The following is a 17,894-nucleotide window of genomic DNA, read 5'->3' on the forward strand; positions in this document are numbered from 1 at the left end:
CGATGCATCTGATTGTGGGATTGGGGAACATTGGTAAAGAATACCAGGGAACCCGACATAATATCGGTTTTGAAACCCTTGATTATCTCAGTGATAAAAAGGGTATCACGATCACCAAAAAAGAACAGAGCGGAGTAACCGGTGTTTATCGTGAAGCGGGGCAGAAGATTATGCTGGCCAAGCCGACCACCTATATGAACAATAGTGGTCAGTGTGTGGCCGGGCTGATGAATTTTTATGATATCCCCCTCGAGAACCTATTGGTGATCTATGATGATATCGACCTCGCCACGGGTGACGTGCGGATTCGGCAGCACGGCAGCGCCGGGACTCATAACGGCATGCGCTCGATTATTTCGCATTTGGGGAATCCCGAATTTTCACGAATTCGGATCGGCATTGGTCGACCCCGGCCAGGTTCTGAATTGGTTCACTATGTTCTGGGACGTTTTCCCAAAAGTGAATTTCCGGCCATTGAGAATGCCATAATGGAAGCCGCAAAAGGGGTGGATATTTTTGTCAAGGATGGCATTGATTTAGCGATGAACCGGATCAATGTGCGCAAAAAGATAGAAAAAACCGCAGAAAAAAAGACTGAAGAAATTCAGGAGAAACAAGAATAAAAGACAGCGATTAATACGTGAAAAAAGAATGAAAACAGGGGGCCCGGGTTTTAAACCCGGGCTATCCGTGTTTGAATATGAAAGAAGAAATCATGGAATTACTTTATCAAAACCTTTTGAAGGCCGAATCGATCCAAACGATAATGAACAACCTGGCCCCGGGAGAAATAATCAATCTCGCCAATGTCAATAACAGCTTTAAAGAAGTGCTTACCGGACTGATCTTAAGGCAACAGCGAAGGCGGATGCTTTTTGTCACAGCAACCGATTATCAGGCCCAGAAAACGGCCGAAAATCTGGCGAAAATTCTAGGAAAGCAAGTGCTTTATTTCCCGGCCGAGCCGATTCATGACTATTTTGCTGATGTACACAGCCAGGAAATCAATCATCAACGGTTGGTTGTGTTTGAAAAACTATTATCAAATCAGCGTTTTGTGGTAGTGATGGGGGCAGAAGCCCTGTTAAAGAAACAAATGCCCAGAGAAAAATTTCAAGGCCTTGGCTTTTCCCTGGCCGTGGAGGACAGTTGGGATCCCATCGTTCTGACTGAACGCCTTTTCTATCTGGGGTATGAACCCGTTTCGCAGGTGGAAGCCAGGGGTCAATTTGCCCACCGGGGCGGAATCATCGATGTTTTTTTAACTACTGGTGAGGAAGCCTATCGGATTGAATTCTTTGGCGATACCATCGAATCCCTGCGTACCTTTGATCCCCAAACCCAGTTATCAACCGATTCGATCGAGCAGGTTAGTATTCTGCCTGGTCGGGAAATTGTTTTAGATGAAGCCGAACGGGCTAAAGCAATCAAACAAATGGTCAAAAATTATGGCAGTGTCCCGGGTTATCAGACGTTGATCGAACGGATTAGCGAAGATCCCGGGGGCCATGATGAGATCCTGTTTTCCTTTATCAAGTCTGAGGGAATGCTACTCGATTATCTGGGAGATGCTTTGATTATTTGGGATGAACCGCCTCGAATCAAAGAATCCCAGGCCGTTTTTGTCAATAAACTACACAGTGATTTTCAGACCCTGGCAGATGAATGGCTCATGTTTCCCGAAGAAAAAAACAAATTCTATTCCTTTTCAAAAATTGAAAAGGCCCTGGAAGCGCAAACCCAGATAAGACTCCATCTTTTTTCATCGCGCGGCAAAAAAGGGCTCACGCTGGATTTGGGGGTCAAGGAAAACGATTCGTTTTTAGGCCAGATCCCTCTATTTATTGAATTTGTTCAAAAACAGCTAAAAAATGATGCCACCATCCATGTGCGGGCCCGGGATGAAGCGGGGTACGAAAAGCTCAAGAGTATTTTAACCGATGCGGATATTCACCGCTTTACCAATGCGGCGCAACCAGGTGTTCAACTGGTCACCGGCGAAATCAGCGGCGGCTTTGAATTGACTGGTGAAAAGCTCATTTGCATCAATCAAAGTGAAATTATTAAAGAATCCACCCGGGGGAAAAAACGCCGGCGCCAAAAAGGACGAAAGATCGATTCCTTTACCCAATTGAACCAGGGCGACTTTGTGGTCCATGATACTCACGGTATCGGGGTCTATCGGGGCATTGAACAATTAAAAATTGATGAGACCATTAAAGATTTGCTGGTCATCGAATATGCCAACGATGCCAAGTTCTATTGTCCGGTGGACCAGATGGATGCCATCCAGGTTTACGTGGGAACCGGGGAGAAAAAGCCCAAAATTAACCAGTTGGGTACCAATGAATGGAGTAAATCCAAATCCCGGGTCAAAGCCGCCGTTGAAGAAATGGCCGATGAACTGATCGCCCTTTATGCTAAACGGCAAAATTTAAAAGGCTATGCCTTTGGTCTCGATTCAAGCTGGCAGCAGGAGTTTGAGGACTCTTTTCCCTATGAGGAAACGAATGACCAGCTTCAGGCTGTGGACGAGATCAAAGAAGATATGGAATCAACCCGACCGATGGATCGGCTGCTCTGTGGTGATGTCGGGTACGGCAAAACCGAGGTCGCTCTACGCGCCGTCTTTAAAGCGGTGATGGAGGGCAAACAGGTGGCTTTTCTGGTACCGACCACCATTTTAGCTCAACAGCATTATCAGACCGCCCTGGACCGGTTTAAAAAATACCCGGTTAGCATTGGTCTGCTTAGTCGGTTCCGGTCAAAAACCGACCAGGATAAAACCTTAAAAGAACTGGCCGCCGGCCAGGTGGATCTGATTATTGGCACCCATCGGCTGTTATCAAAAGATGTTAAGTTCAAGGATCTGGGGCTGCTGGTGGTGGATGAGGAACAACGGTTTGGAGTGGGGCATAAGGAACGGATCAAACAGCTCAAAGAAAATGTCGATGTCTTAACCCTTAGTGCCACCCCGATTCCTCGAACCCTGCATATGTCAATGATCGGGGTTCGGGATATGAGTGTTATCGACGAGCCGCCGGCCGGTCGTCGGCCGGTACTGACTTACGTGATGGAGTACAATGAAGCCATCGTCAAAGATGCCATTTTGCGGGAACTGGCCAGACAGGGACAGGTCTATTTTGTTCACAACCGGATCCATGATATTTTTGAAGTTGCCCGCAAAATCCAGAAGCTGGTTCCCGAAGCCCGGATTGTGGTGGCCCATGGCCGGATGACCGGTCAGGAACTGGAAGACATCATGGTCGATTTTTTAGAACGGGAGTATGATGTGCTGGTGACCACCACCATCATTGAATCCGGACTGGATATTAAAAATGCCAACACCCTGATCATCGATAATGGCGACTATATGGGTCTGTCGCAATTGTATCAGCTCCGCGGCCGGGTGGGACGATCCGATGTCCAGGGTTATACTTATGTGACCCATCGGCCCAAGGTGCTCTCGGAAATTTCGCAAAAGCGTTTAAAAGCCATCAAAGATTTTACAGCCTTTGGTTCGGGCTTTAAAATTGCTCTGCGGGATCTGGAAATCAGGGGTGCCGGAAATATTCTGGGAGCGGCTCAGTCTGGCAATTTGGCCACCATCGGTTATGAACTGTATTGCCGGATTCTGGATCAGGCGATCCATGAGCGGCTGGGCAAAGAATTGGATTTCTCGGCCAGCGAGCTGTTAATTAACCTCAATGTCAGCAGTTATATTCCCGAAAATTATATTGCCGATGAAGAACTCAAATACGATATCTACAAAAAGCTCTCCTATGTGAAGTCGCGGGCGGATTACGACGAGCTGGAGGATGAGCTGTTAGATCGTTTTGGAGAAATTCCCGATGGGGTTTATAATCTGATGGCTCTGGCGATGATTAAGCACTTGGGCAGATCCCTGGGCATGACTGAAATAAGAGAACGCGGCAACAGTGTTTTATTCACCTTTGACAAGTCAAAGGAAATTCCCATTCCCGCTCCGGAACGGATGCAGACGCTGTTTAACACCTACAATATTAAGTTCAATGCTGGAAAAGAGGATCAGATTCGTTGGCGGATCGTTTTAAAACATGAACAGGATCAAGTCTATCTTAAAGCTTTAGGCGAATTTCTATCACAGTTGGTTTCACCAAAGAATTAAGGTAAAGTCCAGTTGTGGTATGTTAAACTAGGCAAGGTTTTAATTTGTATAATAATAAAGAAGAGGAGAACAATAAAAATGAAGAAATCTCGTATGATGGCACTGATGCTGACAGGTGTGATTTGTGTCAGTCTTTTCGCCGGAGGTTGCAGTTTGGTTAAGGTAAATCCGGAACAGGATAAGAAGGTGGAAATCGCAGTCATTGATGGAACCCCTTTGTTAAAAGAAAATTTTAATAATTACATGGCCTATTATAAAATGTATTTTGATGCCAGCGGCATGACCTTTCCCACCGAAACGGAGCTCACCGAGCTGAAAAAGGACATTCTGGATGATCTGGTTCGGGTTGAAACCCTCACCGCCAAAGCGAAAAAAGATGGGGTTACGGTCGATGAAACCGGTATTTCAGACAATGCCACCAGCATGTTGGAATCATTAAAAACAACCTTGGGCGAAGAAAAATACGCATCAATTTTAGAAACATATAATACTGATTCGGCATCATTTGAGGCATTTTTAAATAAATTTCTGCTGAATTACAGCTATGCCAACACCATGGAAACGAACTATAATAATACCTTAAAAGCTGATCCCGGCAAAGAATTAGATACGGTTGTAGGAACCGTTGGTGGAGATGAGGTAAAAAAAGATGTTTATAATTATCGTCTGGCCAATGAGGAGTTATTGACCTATTACCAGACCCAAAAGGCATTGGCTACCGATGATAAAACCATGAAAACGACCAATGAAACCATCTTTAATACCATTGCAGAACAAAAAGCCCTGGCTCAGTATGCAGAAGAAAAGAAATTGACAGCCGATCAGACAAACATCGACAGTTATGTTACTACCCAGGAAGCATTTGTCAATTATCTGTTACCAGGAGACGAGGCTTTGCAACAGTTTTTAGACACCAAGTTCTTAACCATTGCCCAGTTTAAAGCGTTTATGAAACAGGATGCCACCGCATCGGCGATTTCCAAAGCGGTTCAGAGCGATTTAGAAACAGCGGTTACGGTTACTGATGGCGAGATCAAAAAATATTACGATGAAAATAAAGCGTCCTATGATACCAGCACCGTTTCAGCCAAACATATTTTAGCGACGGAGCAGGCCTTGGCCGATCAGGTTTATGCCGAAGCCAAAAATGCCAAAACAGTGGAAGAATTTGATGCAATTATGACAAAATATCAGGATACCGATGGTATTAAAGAAGCAGCCGACCTCGGTGCTTTCACCAAATCCACGATGGTAACTGAATTTTCAGATGCCGCTTTTGGGATGGATGTGAACACCGTCAGCGAACCGGTCAAAACCGACTATGGTTACCACGTGATCTATCTTTATGATAAAAAAGCCGGTGAAACACCAAGTCTAGACGATAAAAAAGAAGAAATTACGACAACGTTAAAAAGTGAAAAAGTTACCGAAGAGTTTGACAAGCTTAAAGTAAAACTGGTAAATAAACAAAAAATTAAAATTAACGACATCATTACTCCGGCAGCCGCTTATCTGGAAGAGCTGAAAACCGAATTGAACGTTAAAGTTTACCAAAATAAAATCTAACGGCAAGTTAATCTAAATACAATTTAAAGATAAGACAAAAAGCACTGAGTTTCAGTGCTTTTTGGTTGTATATGGATAATTGATGAGATATAATAAAAAACAATCTGCAAAGAAGCATTAGTCATTTGCAACAACATACAAAAGAGGTTTATCTATGACAAAGCGATCATCAAATTACTTAAAAGGTGCCAGTATTCTGGTCGCAGCCGGGATTTTATCGCGGTTGTTGGGCCTCTTTTTTAAGATTCCCCTATACCAGATGGTGGGCAGTTATGGGAATGGGATCTATGGGAATGTCACCAGCATCTACAATTTATTGCTGATGGTTTCCACGGTCGGCTTTCCGGTGGCGATCTCAAAAATGGTGTCCGAGAGTATCGCTAAAAATGAATATGCAACTGCCCATCGGGTCTTTAAACTATCAATTTTAATCTTGGGGATATTGGGAACCTTGTCCAGTCTGTTTTTATTTTTTGGCGCCGAATGGATTATTGAAACAGCCAGCTGGACGGCAGAAAGCTATCCGGCGCTGGTGGCCATTGCTCTGGCACCCTTGTTTATTTCCTTTGTAGCAGCCTTTCGGGGCTTTTTTCAGGGTTTTCAGATCATGACCCCGACAGCGGTTTCACAGATTCTGGAACAGTTTGTCCGGGTTTTTCTGGGCGTTTTTCTATGTTGGGTTTTTGTCGGTCAGTTTGGTATTGGTCTGGGGGTTGGTGGGGCGGTTTTTGGTGCCACGATCGGCGGTCTGGTGGCGGCTATTTTACTGGCCTATCTCTACCGTAGCTTCGTGACCCAAAATAAACGGCTGCTAAAAACGAGAACCCGAAAACGGCAGCGTTCCAACCGGGCACTGCTGAAACGACTGGTCATTATCTCAATTCCGGTTACCTTGACATCGGCTTTAGTAGCGATGTTTTCCACTGTAGACTCGTTTATTTACGTGTCGCGGCTGGGAGTGGCTGGTATTGATGAAATAACCGCCACGATGATGTTTGGCGACTTTACCAATGCCGAGCAACTCATTAATCTGCCTTTGCTCATCAGTGGTAATCTGGCGGTGGCGATGATCCCGGCGATTTCCGAGTCCTTTGCGATGCATGACCGGAAAGCCATGAATCAAAAGATCTTACTGGCAATACGGGTTATTTTGCTGGTGGCGTTTCCTTCCTGTATTGGCTTGTCGGTGTTATCCTATGGCATCTTTGATCTGCTCTTTCCAGGATCGCCTTATGGCGGATTTATTTTATGCACCTTTGCCTATGCGACGATTTTTATGATGCTATCCAACACCTTTCAGAGTATCCTCCAATCAATCGACCGGTTTCGCATCCCGCTTATTAATCTGGGTGTAGCGATTATTATCCGCTTTATCACCGGTTGGATATTTCTGTCGATTCCTCTTTTCAATATTCAGGGGATTGTCATTAGTAGTGTGATTACCTTTATTTATCTGACTGCGGCCAATTACGCGTCGGTTAAGCGTTACACCCACATTAAGGTTGATTTTATCCACACGGCCCTGAAACCGCTGGTGGCGGCTATCGTGATGGGGATTGCGGTATTCTTTACCTACAAGGGGATCGCTTCTTTGTTGGGGGGATTTATGGGCCTTATGATTGCAGTATTCATCGGTATCTTCGTTTACTCTTTTGTGCTGATCTTAATCAAGGGGATAACGGAAGATGAAATAAAAGTACTGCCGGGAAGCCGAACCTTATTACGTTTTTTTCGCCGGCTAGAGCGACTGGTTCCGGGCCGCAAAAAACATCGGATCAGGCACCCGTAATCGATTCAGAAAGGAAATAAAAGCATGCACCAAATAGATATTGTTGGTTTGGGCCCGGGCAGTCCGGGCCAGATTACATTAGAAACACTACAATTATTAAAAGACGCCAGTCCCAATTTTTTTCGCACGGCGATTCATCCAGTAATGGATTTTATTGACAAAGAAGCCATCAGTTATCAGAGTTTTGACTGCTATTATGAGCAGGAAGGCTCCTTTTTAGGGGTTTATGATAAAATTGTAAAGACGCTGATCGATACGGCAAAAAAAACCGAAAGGTTGGTTTATGCCGTTCCTGGAAACCCACTTTTTGGCGAAAAAACGGTTGAAAAACTAATCGTTGCGGCCAAAGAAGAAGGCATCGACTATCGGATTTATCCCGGTGTCAGCTTTGTTGATGTGGCCCTGAACAGTCTGGAAAAGGATCCCATTGAGGGGCTAAAACTTATCGACGCCTTTGATTGCGTCAAGAATCCGCCAGATCCCCGGATTGGGACCTTGGTGACTCAGGTCTATAACCAGCACATGGCTTCAGAGCTTAAGCTGCAATTAATGGAGATTTATGATCCCGAAAAAAGGGTAGTCCTGCTGATCAATGCCGGGATTCCCGGCCAGGAAAAAATAATCGATATCTGTCTCTATGAGCTGGATCGGGTAGCTGCCATCAATCACCTGACCAGTCTGTATATTCCCGCCGAAAACAAAGCTTATCAGGGGTTTTTGGGCACCATTGAGATGATGAAGACGCTAAAGGGCGAAGGTGGCTGTTCCTGGGATCAGAGTCAGACCCATGAAAGCCTGAGAAGTTATCTGCTGGAAGAGAGTTATGAGGTTTTAGAAGCCATCGATAATCAGGATTGGGATAACCTGGCTGAAGAATTGGGGGATGTCTTATTTCAGATTATCTTTCACGCTGAAATAGCCAGTGAGGCTGGCCGCTTTAATATCAACCAGGTGATTAGCGGGATCAATCAAAAAATGATCCGCCGTCATCCCCATGTTTTTAGTGATAAGGCCAGCAGCTTTAATCCGGATCAGATTGAAACCAACTGGGACGCGATCAAACGGCAAGAAAAGGGTGAGACGGGTGAAAGCCTTGGACTGGCAGCGGAAATGAAAAAAATACCCAAAGCACTGCCGGCGTTGATGGAAGCTTATAAGGTTCAGAAAAAGGCTGCTAAAGTTGGCTTTGACTGGAAGGAACCCGTTGCGGCCCTTGAAAAAATCGACGAGGAAAGCCTGGAATTAAGAGCGGCACTTGAAGAAAATGATGCCCAAAAGATTGCAGAAGAGTTGGGCGACCTGCTTTTTTCAGTGGTCAATGTGTCCCGACTACTCAACCTTCAGCCGGAAATGGTGTTAAGGAAGGCGACAGAAAAATTCATCGATCGGTTTGAAAAAATGGAGAAAGTTGCCAGTCAAGAGAAAAAATCCTTAAGTAACTATACTTTTGAGCAGTTAGATGAGGCCTGGAACCGGTCGAAAGGGCTTTAACAGCGGAAAAAACGGAAAAAAGCAAAAAAAACTTGTAATTTGCAGGCGAACACGCGTATAATATTAAAATAGAATACTGGAAACTATCAGATGGAGGAAAAAATGAACAAATCAGAATTAATTGCCCAAATGGCAGAAAAATCGGATTTATCAAAAAAAGATTCAGAAAAAGCATTAGGTGCTTTTTTAGACACTGTGGTAGATGCCTTGAAAAATGGAGACAAGGTATCATTGGTAGGTTTTGGAACCTTTGAGGTTAGAGAACGTGCAGCACGTACAGGTCTTAACCCACGAACAAAAGAGCCCATCGAAATAGCGGCCTCTAAAGCCCCTGGCTTTAAAGCAGGCAAAGGCTTTAAGGATGAAGTAAATAAGTAAGAAAAGTTACAACAGAAGCCGGGGCAATGCTCTGGCTTTTTGTTTTATTTAGGGTTTTGTTTTAAGCTTTTTGATTTAAAATTAATGAGGAAACTATGAGAATTGATAAATTTTTAAAAAATGCCAGAATTATCAAACGTCGAACAGTGGGAAAAGACGCCTGTGATGGGGGTCGTATTTCCATTAATGACAAGCTCGCTAAAGCCGGGGATCAGGTGAAGCCTGGGGACATTATTACCATCCGTTATGGTGATGGAGAACAAAAGGTGGAGGTTCTTGAATGCCTGGAACATGCTCCTAAAGATAAAGCAGGAGAGATGTATCGGGAATTATAAATTGCTCCACCGGAAATGAAGAAAAAAATGAATGAAAAAACGAAAAGTTTGATCAGACGTCGAATGATTATTGCCTTGGCAATCATTGTGGCGATCGTATTTACCGCCTACATCTATCTGGCCAATGCCATAAAAATCTACGAACTGGATCAGCAGAAGATTAACATTGCTCAAGAAATTGAAAACGAAAAAATTAGAAGCAATCAATTAGATGAACAGGTTAAACAAATGGGCAGCAAGAATTATGTGGAAAATTTTGCGCGTAAATATCTTGGTTTGTATTATCCAGATGAAACCATAGTGATTTTGGAAAGCCAGGAAAATGCTGCAGAAAGTGATGGAAAAACAGTTGAACAATAAATGTGAAAGTACTTTAGATGGTGCAGAACTTGATCAGATGGTAACAAAAGAAAAAAAACGGCATCTGGCCGTGATTGATATTGGGACCAATTCGACCCGGATGCTAATCTTTCGAAATGACCATGGGAAATTGGTTCGCGTTAATAAATCCGTTCGTTATACCAGGATGGGCCAGGGTGTCAATCAAACCGGGCGGCTTCATCCCGATGCGGAAAAAAGAAACTTAGAAGCGCTGGAAGAGTATAAAAACATTGCCGCTGATTATGACGTCGAAGAATTTTATTTGTTTGGCACCAGCGCCATGCGGGATGCTGAAAATACTGTTGCTTATCTTGATGCGGTTAAAGAAAAGTTGGGCTTTAACATTGAGGTTATTTCGGGAGAAGCGGAAGCAGAACTTGGTTTTGTCGGGGTGTCACAGTGCTTTGAAGAAAAAATTCTGATCTTTGACATTGGCGGTGGCAGTACCGAATTGATCTATGGGGAAGACAATGAAATAAAAAGAATGATGAGCATTAATCTGGGGTGTGTCCGCTGTACCGAAGAATATCTTTTCTCTGATCCGCCAACGTTCCAGGAACTGGAACGGATGAATGAGCGAATTTATGCTGAGTTTGAAAAAAGAACAAAAGATTTTTTGCCAACCAAGCCTTATAAACTTATTGGCATTGGCGGAACCGCGACCAGTCTTTCGACGATCAAGCAGGAATTAAAGACCTACTGCAGCGAGATGGTTCATGAGAGCACCATTACCAAAGACGAGCTGGAACGCCTGATTGAGCGTTTGGCTGGTAAAACCATCAAAGAACGGCAAAATATGGTAGGTCTGGAAGCGAAACGGGCCGACATAATTCTGGCCGGGGCCTTTTTACTGTTAAATATTTTTAAAATTACCGGTGAAACTATTTTTACCGTCTGTGATTATGATAACCTCGAAGGCGCAGCCTATCGCCGTTTTATTATGGAAAATAAATAAAAACATTCTTTTTTAAAAAAGCTTGACATTAGGTTTGAATGGGCGTATAATAACACTTGTCCCTTGAGCAAGGGGACGGACGAAAAAGTGCCGGGGTGGCGGAACTGGCAGACGCACAGGACTTAAAATCCTGCGGTCCTTTCGACCGTACCGGTTCGATTCCGGTCCTCGGCACCACTTTTTAAAATGATTGCATTTTAAAATCGCCACTTTTACTTGCTCAATTAATTACATCGCGGGATGGAGCAGCTTGGTAGCTCGTCGGGCTCATAACCCGGAGGTCGTAGGTTCAAATCCTGCTCCCGCAACCAAATTTAAAAATTCTTTTTCATGGCGGCGTAGCTCAGTTGGCTAGAGCATACGGTTCATACCCGTAGTGTCAGCGGTTCGACTCCGTTCGCCGCTACCATAAAAATTTGTACTTATCTATGGCCCCTTGGTCAAGCGGTTAAGACACCGCCCTTTCACGGCGGTAACAGGGGTTCAAGTCCCCTAGGGGTCACCACTTAATTTGTATCAATCATAAACCAGTTTTTTGTGGTCGCATAGCTCAGCTGGGAGAGCACCTGCCTTACAAGCAGGGGGTCACAGGTTCGAGCCCTGTTGCGACCACCATTTTTTTTACTTAAAAAGTTAGCAAGAGAATTTATTGAAGTGGTGAAACCATGGAGAAAAAAGTAATTCAGTATATTGAAGAACAGGGAATTTTAGAGGCTGGCGATCATGTTCTCATCGGCGTATCCGGGGGAGCAGATTCGCTGGCTTTATTGTATTTTTTGGATAAATTTGCCAATTGGTTTCATATCTTTATTGGTGTCGCCCATCTTCACCATGGACTCCGGGGACCCGACGCCGATGAGGATGAAGCTTTTGTAAAGAAATTCTGTCAGGATCGAAAGATCCCTTTTTTTTCACGCCAGCGTAATATTGGAGTAATTTCTCAGGACGAGCAGATTTCTGTTGAAGAGGCGGGTCGTAAAGAGCGTTACGCTTTTTTTATGGCCATTGCCGCGACACATGGATATAATCGGATTGCCATGGGCCATCATATCAACGATCAGGCCGAAACGATGCTGATGCGTCTGATCCGGGGTACCGGTGTTAAGGGTGTGTCCGGCATTAAGGCCAGCCGCGATAATTTATATATTCGTCCCTTTCTCTGTCTGCAAAAAAAGGAAATTCTGAATTATTGTGAAATCAACAAACTGGCATTTCGTACCGATGCCACTAACTTGCAAAGAGATTATACCCGCAATAAAATTCGCCTGGATATTATGCCGATGATTTTAGAGATTAATCCCAGGGCTGAAGTTCATTTTAATGAATTTTGCAAAATTGCCAATGAATATGAGGCGTTTTTTGAGAAATATGTGGATCAGATTGAAGATCATATTCTGACCAAGAAAGAAAACCAGGTGTTACTTAACCGCGAGCGTTGGTTAAATGAAGAACCGGTGGTTCAGAAAGAAATCCTGCGGCGGTCGATTTTTAAATTTAAGGGTAGTTTAAAGGAAATTGAGTACAATCATATCACTGCTTTTTATAGTTTACTAAAAAGCGACAAAACTACATGGGAAATCCACTTCCCTCATGAGATCCAAATAATCCGCCGTTATGACCGGGTGTTGGTGACAGAAAAACAAAAAAGCGAAGGTTTTTTCATATCACCTAAGCGGATTATTCCCAATAAAACCTATCTTTTTTCGAAAGAACACCTGATTGTGGAGACAAAGTTTGTTAGCCAGGATGAATTTCGAAAAAAAAGGTGTATTTTTTCGAAAGAAATCAAAAATCATAGTGAAAAATATTTTGATTATGATAAAATAAAGGACATATTGGTTTTACGCAGCCGGCGATCCGGCGATTATTTTTATCCTTCGGGTATGACTGGGAAGAAAACCATTAAAAAGTATTACATTGATAAAAAAATTGACCGAGACCGAAGAAATGAAATTCCGTTGCTGGTGATCGATCACGAGGTGGTGTGGATTTTAGGTCATGCTATCAATCAGCGATTTTTGGCCGATGATGATACAAAAAATATAATTAGGGTAACATACCTTATGTTAGGAGAAAAGTGTGATAGCCGATATTCAGGAAATTTTGATTGATGAAAAGGCATTGGAGAAACGTGTCTCAGAACTTGGCGAAAAGATAACGAAAGACTACCGCGGAAAATATCCGATTTTAATAGGTATTCTAAAAGGGTCGTCGGTTTTTATGGCTGATCTGATCAGAAAAATCCCGATTCCCGTGGAGATTGATTTTTTAAAAGCATCCAGTTATGGTGCGAAAGCGCGCAGTTCTGGAGTCGTAGAACTGGAAACTGATTTATCGATGGATGTCAACGGGCGGAGTATTTTGCTGGTTGAAGATATCGTTGATACCGGAAACACCCTGAACTATTTATTGAACCGCTTTGAAAGTCTGGGGGCAGAAGAGGTCAAGGTCTGTTCGCTGCTGGATAAGCCAGAACGTCGAGAACAGCGCGTTATTGCTGATTATATCGGCTTTGAAATTCCCAATGAGTTCGTCGTTGGGTACGGCCTGGATTATGATCAAAAGTACCGAAACCTTCCTTTTATCGGGATTTTAAAACGAGAAATATATGAATAAAAATAGCAGTAAAAAAAAGAATACAAACTTGAGAGGAGTGATGTCTTTTGAATAAATACCTTAAAATGATTGGATTTTATTTAGTAATCCTACTAATCATTATTGTTGCGGTAACCTTTTTAAACCCCATGAAGGAAGAGGTTAAAACCATCGTTTATAGCGAGTTGCTCACCGAACTGAAAAACAATCAAGTCGCTGAGATTGAAATAAACAACTCAACGGTCAAAGGCCAGTTACGAAATGGAGAAGCGTTTGAGGCGGTAGTCCCTCAATATGTAATTGATGAACAGGTTACGCCATATATTTATGAAAATGGTTTGGAGGTTGCAATTACCAAACAGCAGGATTCCTGGTGGATTTCATTAATTCCGTCGGTCGTACTGATTGTATTGATGGTGGTATTTTTCCTGGTCTTCAGCCAACAGGCTGGCGGCGGTGGCGGTAAAGTGATGTCCTTTGGAAAAAGTCGGGCAAAACTTCACGTTGAGGGAGAAACCAAGGTGACGTTTAAAAACGTTGCTGGTGCGGATGAGGAAAAAGAAGAACTTGAAGAGGTTGTTGACTTCCTAAAGGCGCCCGATCGTTACCGAAAACTGGGGGCCCGTATTCCCAAAGGGATTCTTTTAGTAGGCCCTCCGGGAACCGGGAAAACCCTGTTAGCCAGAGCAGTGGCTGGGGAAGCGGCGGTACCCTTTTTTACCATCAGTGGTTCAGACTTTGTCGAGATGTTTGTCGGGGTCGGCGCTTCTCGTGTGCGCGACCTTTTCGAAAATGCCAAGAAAAACGCCCCCTGTATTATTTTTATTGATGAAATTGATGCAGTCGGTCGTCATCGTGGTGCCGGCCTCGGCGGTGGACATGATGAACGGGAACAAACCCTGAATCAATTGCTGGTTGAAATGGATGGCTTTGGCGTCAATGAAGGCATTATTATTATTGCCGCGACCAACCGTCCGGATATCCTGGATCCGGCTTTACTGCGACCGGGACGATTTGACCGACAAGTTACGGTTGGTATACCCGATGTAAAAGGCCGGGAAGAAATTCTCAATGTTCATAAAAAAGATAAACCACTGGATGCTACAGTCGATCTGGGCACCATTGCCAAAGGAACACCGGGCTTTACCGGAGCTGATCTGGAAAACCTGATGAATGAAGCAGCACTTTTGACAGCCAGACATAATGGTAAATCGATCACTATGATTGAACTGGAAGAAGCGATTAAACGGGTCATTGCCGGTCCTGAAAAGAAAAGCAAGGTTATTAACGAGGATGATTTGCATATCACCGCTTATCACGAAGCCGGACATGCGATTGTTATGCACCTGCTGCCTAATTGTGACTCGGTTCATGAGATTTCGATTATTCCTCGGGGAATGGCTGCAGGGTACACCTTGTCGCTGCCGGATGATGATCGTCAGCATATGAGTAAAAGCAAGTTGCTTGAGAACATCTGTGGTCTGCTGGGCGGACGGGCGGCTGAAAAAATTGCCCTCGACGATATTTGTACAGGCGCCAGTAATGACATTGAACGCGCCACTCACATTGCCAGAAGCATGGTAACCGAATGGGGCATGAGCGAACATCTCGGACCCATGACCTTCGGGCATCCGGAGAGTGGCGAAGTGTTTTTGGGGCGGGATCTGGGAAGATCGCGTAACTACAGTGAAGAAGTGGCAGCTGTTATTGATAAGGAAATTCGCACCATTGTGGAAAATGCTTTTGATCGGGCCTGTTCCATTCTCGAAACCCATCAGGAAAAGCTGGAAGAAATTGCTACCCGTTTACTAAGAGATAAAACCGTAACCGGTGAAGAATTCAGAGCCTTGTTTGAAGAACATCATGAAGAAGGACAGCCAGAAGAAGAAAAAATGGTTGAAGTTGAGATCGAAGCTGAAATTGAATAATTAGAATAAATAAAAGCCGTTTTTATAACGGCTTTTTTTAAGATATTAATTGATTCGATCGGTTAAAATAAAAAAAACAGGACGAGGAGGATGAAATGGAAGAACTGAAAGTTGGAACCAGTTATGAAAAGAAATTTTTTGTCAATAAAGAAGATACCGCTCTGGCTATGGGCAGCGGTGGCGAAGCCGTGCTGGCTACGCCCCGGCTGGTGGCCTGGATGGAAAATGTTGCCTATGAAGGGGTGGAAGCAACCCAGTCTGAAACGAATACCACGGTGGGAACCTGTATTGAGCTAAAACATCTAGGGGCCTCACCGGTGGGAATGGAAATCCATATCAAAGCGACGCTGGTATCGATTGAAAAACGAGCCTTGACTTTTGATATTGACGCCTGGGATACAGTCGAAAAAATTGGCGAAGCCATTCACCACCGATTTATTGTCGATAAAGCCCGATTCAACGAGAAGGTTTTAAAAAAGCGGAGTCTTTAGGAGGAAACATGATTTTAGGGATTGATGTCGGAAATACAAATACAGAGTTGGCGGTGATGGTCGGGGATGAACTTCCATACTCCTGGCGTTTTGTTACCAAAACACCGCGTACCTCAGATGAATATGGGGTATTAATTAAATCTTTTTTCAGAAACTCAGAGATATCGGTGGATCAAGTCAGCAGTGTGATCATTGCGTCAGTGGTGCCAAACATTATGTATTCACTGACCAATGGCATCAAGAAATATATTGGTCTGGAACCGATGGTAGTGGGGCCGGGAATCAAAACTGGGATGCCCATTAACACCTCAGATCCATCAGAAGTGGGTGCAGATCGAATTGTGGATGCTGTGGCCGCCTATAGCATTTATGGTGGGCCGGTGATTGTGACCGATTTTGGTACCGCAACCACCTTTGATTACGTCACTAAGGAAGGTGCTTTTGCGGCGGCAGTAACGACGCCCGGGATTCAGATTGCCGTTGATGCGCTCTGGAAGAATGCCGCCAAGCTGCCCAATATCGAGATTAAGAAGCCCCCATCAATACTGGCCCGAGATACGGTCACCAGCATGCAGGCGGGTTTGGTCTATGGTTATATCGGTCAGGTGGAGTATATCATCGAACAGATCAAAAAAGAAACCGGTGTTAAGGATATGAAGGTGGTGGCAACCGGTGGTTATGGCCGGCTTTTTTATCAGGAGACAAAATCCATTAACGTCTATGATCCCCAACTGTCACTTAAAGGGCTTAAGATTATTCATGACAAAAATTATCGGTAAACAGGATGAACAGGGAAGAAATAAAAACACAAAAAAATAAACGACTTAAAATTGGGGATGTTTCAATTGAAACCCCTCTTTTTTTAGGACCGATGGCAGGCTATACTAATCTGCCGTATCGGTTGATTGCTAAAGAATTTGGAGCAGGGGTGGTCTTTTCAGAAATGATCAGCGGCAAGGGTTTATATTATAAAGATCATAAGACGGCCGATTTAATGCTGACTTGTGAAAAAGAAGCGCCAGCAGGGATTCAATTGTTCGGATCCGACCCGGAAATTCTAGCCCAAGTCGTTCGTGATGATATCAATATTACCGACTACGCATTTTTAGATTTTAATGCCGGCTGTCCGGCGCCCAAGATTACTAAAAACGGCGAAGGATCAGCCTTGTTAAAAACGCCGGCGCTGTTTTTGAAGATCGTCAGAGCACTGGCACAAGCTTCAGAAAAGCCGCTGATTGTTAAAACCAGAATCGGCTGGGATGATCAGAGTATCAACATCCGCGCTATCGCTGCCGGGGTGGAGGAAGCAGGGGCGGCGGCCTTAACCATCCATGGCCGCACCCGGGAAGCTTATTATTCGGGTCAGGCCGACTGGGGAATGATTGCCGAGGTCAAGAAAAATGCCGGGATTCCGATTATTTTAAACGGCGATATCAATAGCGGTGAAGCGGCGCAAAGGGCTTTGGAAGAAACCGGGGTCGATGGTCTGATGGTCGGTCGGGCAGCTATTGGCAATCCCTTTATTTTTCGCGAAATCAACCATTATTTAAAGACCGGCACAGTCCTCGCAAAACCGACACCGGAAGAACGGGTTCAAGTTGCCATTCGGCATATCGATTTGCTGGCGCTTCTTAAAAATGAAGACGCCGGGCTCCGGGAAATGCGCAAGCATCTGGCAGCCTATACCAAAGGTCTTCATCATGCCACGGTGATCCGGAACGAACTCTTTCATGCACCGGATAAAGAAGCGGTGATCCGACTGCTGACCAGCGCCCTGGCGCAATAAAAAAGCCAATGATTAGTCTTATCTGTCTAAAGACGGACAATTGATTAATCAT

15 protein-coding genes and 5 tRNA genes are annotated in these 17,894 nt (G+C 44.2%); all 20 read left to right on the top strand.

Annotated features, from left to right (window positions below; genetic code table 11):
• The first annotated feature begins 2 nt into the window (after positions 1-2).
• The 20 genes from pth (at position 3) to dusB (ending at position 17,842) form a co-directional block, all read left to right on the top strand.
• Positions 3-623, top strand: coding sequence for an aminoacyl-tRNA hydrolase (gene pth / locus U2P91_RS09070; protein WP_111888043.1), 621 nt, complete (start codon positions 3-5; stop codon positions 621-623).
• 92 nt (positions 624-715) lie between these two features.
• Entirely contained in the window at positions 716-4,147 is a 3,432-nt protein-coding gene (mfd, locus tag U2P91_RS09075) for a transcription-repair coupling factor (protein ID WP_322519480.1), read from the top strand.
• Between the two features lie 78 nt (positions 4,148-4,225).
• Complete coding sequence (locus U2P91_RS09080) at positions 4,226-5,713, top strand: peptidyl-prolyl cis-trans isomerase (protein WP_322519481.1); 1,488 nt, start codon at positions 4,226-4,228, stop codon at positions 5,711-5,713.
• 154 nt (positions 5,714-5,867) lie between these two features.
• Positions 5,868-7,502 (top strand): putative polysaccharide biosynthesis protein, encoded by a 1,635-nt coding sequence (locus tag U2P91_RS09085; RefSeq protein WP_111888041.1) that lies wholly within the window; start codon positions 5,868-5,870, stop codon positions 7,500-7,502.
• Between the two features lie 24 nt (positions 7,503-7,526).
• Positions 7,527-8,993, top strand: coding sequence for a nucleoside triphosphate pyrophosphohydrolase (mazG, locus tag U2P91_RS09090; protein ID WP_322519482.1), 1,467 nt, complete (start codon positions 7,527-7,529; stop codon positions 8,991-8,993).
• 90 nt (positions 8,994-9,083) lie between these two features.
• Positions 9,084-9,371, top strand: coding sequence for an HU family DNA-binding protein (locus tag U2P91_RS09095; protein WP_305781823.1), 288 nt, complete (start codon positions 9,084-9,086; stop codon positions 9,369-9,371).
• Positions 9,372-9,466: 95 nt separating this feature from the next.
• Positions 9,467-9,706 carry an RNA-binding S4 domain-containing protein gene (locus tag U2P91_RS09100; protein WP_111888038.1) on the top strand — a complete coding sequence of 80 codons (240 nt, stop codon included), beginning with the start codon at positions 9,467-9,469 and terminating at the stop codon, positions 9,704-9,706.
• A gap of 27 nt (positions 9,707-9,733) precedes the next feature.
• The gene (locus tag U2P91_RS09105; RefSeq protein WP_162624489.1) at positions 9,734-10,066 is read left to right on the top strand and encodes a septum formation initiator family protein; all 333 of its coding nucleotides are present in this window, start codon (positions 9,734-9,736) and stop codon (positions 10,064-10,066) included.
• The gene (locus U2P91_RS09110; RefSeq protein WP_242988461.1) at positions 10,044-11,042 is read left to right on the top strand and encodes a Ppx/GppA phosphatase family protein; all 999 of its coding nucleotides are present in this window, start codon (positions 10,044-10,046) and stop codon (positions 11,040-11,042) included. Before U2P91_RS09105 ends, U2P91_RS09110 begins: the two co-directional genes overlap by 23 nt.
• Before the next feature lie 89 nt (positions 11,043-11,131).
• Positions 11,132-11,219: transfer RNA gene (locus tag U2P91_RS09115), tRNA-Leu, on the top strand.
• A gap of 57 nt (positions 11,220-11,276) precedes the next feature.
• Positions 11,277-11,353 (top strand) — tRNA-Met (locus U2P91_RS09120).
• Positions 11,354-11,374: 21 nt separating this feature from the next.
• Positions 11,375-11,451: transfer RNA gene (locus tag U2P91_RS09125), tRNA-Met, on the top strand.
• Between the two features lie 21 nt (positions 11,452-11,472).
• Positions 11,473-11,547, top strand: a tRNA-Glu gene (locus tag U2P91_RS09130).
• A gap of 34 nt (positions 11,548-11,581) precedes the next feature.
• Positions 11,582-11,657, top strand: a tRNA-Val gene (locus U2P91_RS09135).
• Between the two features lie 50 nt (positions 11,658-11,707).
• Positions 11,708-13,153 (top strand): tRNA lysidine(34) synthetase TilS, encoded by a 1,446-nt coding sequence (gene tilS / locus U2P91_RS09140; RefSeq protein ID WP_322519483.1) that lies wholly within the window; start codon positions 11,708-11,710, stop codon positions 13,151-13,153.
• Positions 13,122-13,658 carry a hypoxanthine phosphoribosyltransferase gene (gene hpt, locus U2P91_RS09145; RefSeq protein WP_204355384.1) on the top strand — a complete coding sequence of 179 codons (537 nt, stop codon included), beginning with the start codon at positions 13,122-13,124 and terminating at the stop codon, positions 13,656-13,658. The genes tilS and hpt overlap by 32 nt, the downstream gene beginning before the upstream one ends.
• A 65-nt stretch (positions 13,659-13,723) precedes the next feature.
• Positions 13,724-15,565 (top strand): ATP-dependent zinc metalloprotease FtsH, encoded by a 1,842-nt coding sequence (ftsH, locus tag U2P91_RS09150; protein ID WP_322519501.1) that lies wholly within the window; start codon positions 13,724-13,726, stop codon positions 15,563-15,565.
• Positions 15,566-15,660: 95 nt separating this feature from the next.
• Complete coding sequence (locus U2P91_RS09155; RefSeq protein WP_322519484.1) at positions 15,661-16,056, top strand: thioesterase family protein; 396 nt, start codon at positions 15,661-15,663, stop codon at positions 16,054-16,056.
• Positions 16,057-16,064: 8 nt separating this feature from the next.
• Positions 16,065-16,835 (top strand): type III pantothenate kinase, encoded by a 771-nt coding sequence (locus U2P91_RS09160; protein ID WP_111888034.1) that lies wholly within the window; start codon positions 16,065-16,067, stop codon positions 16,833-16,835.
• A 5-nt stretch (positions 16,836-16,840) separates the two neighbouring features.
• Positions 16,841-17,842, top strand: a complete 1,002-nt coding sequence (gene dusB, locus U2P91_RS09165; RefSeq protein WP_322519485.1) for a tRNA dihydrouridine synthase DusB — start codon at positions 16,841-16,843, stop codon at positions 17,840-17,842.
• The last annotated feature ends 52 nt before the right edge of the window (positions 17,843-17,894 follow it).

The organism is Acetobacterium sp. K1/6 (assembly GCF_034438075.1).
Lineage (GTDB): Bacteria > Bacillota > Clostridia > Eubacteriales > Eubacteriaceae > Acetobacterium > Acetobacterium carbinolicum.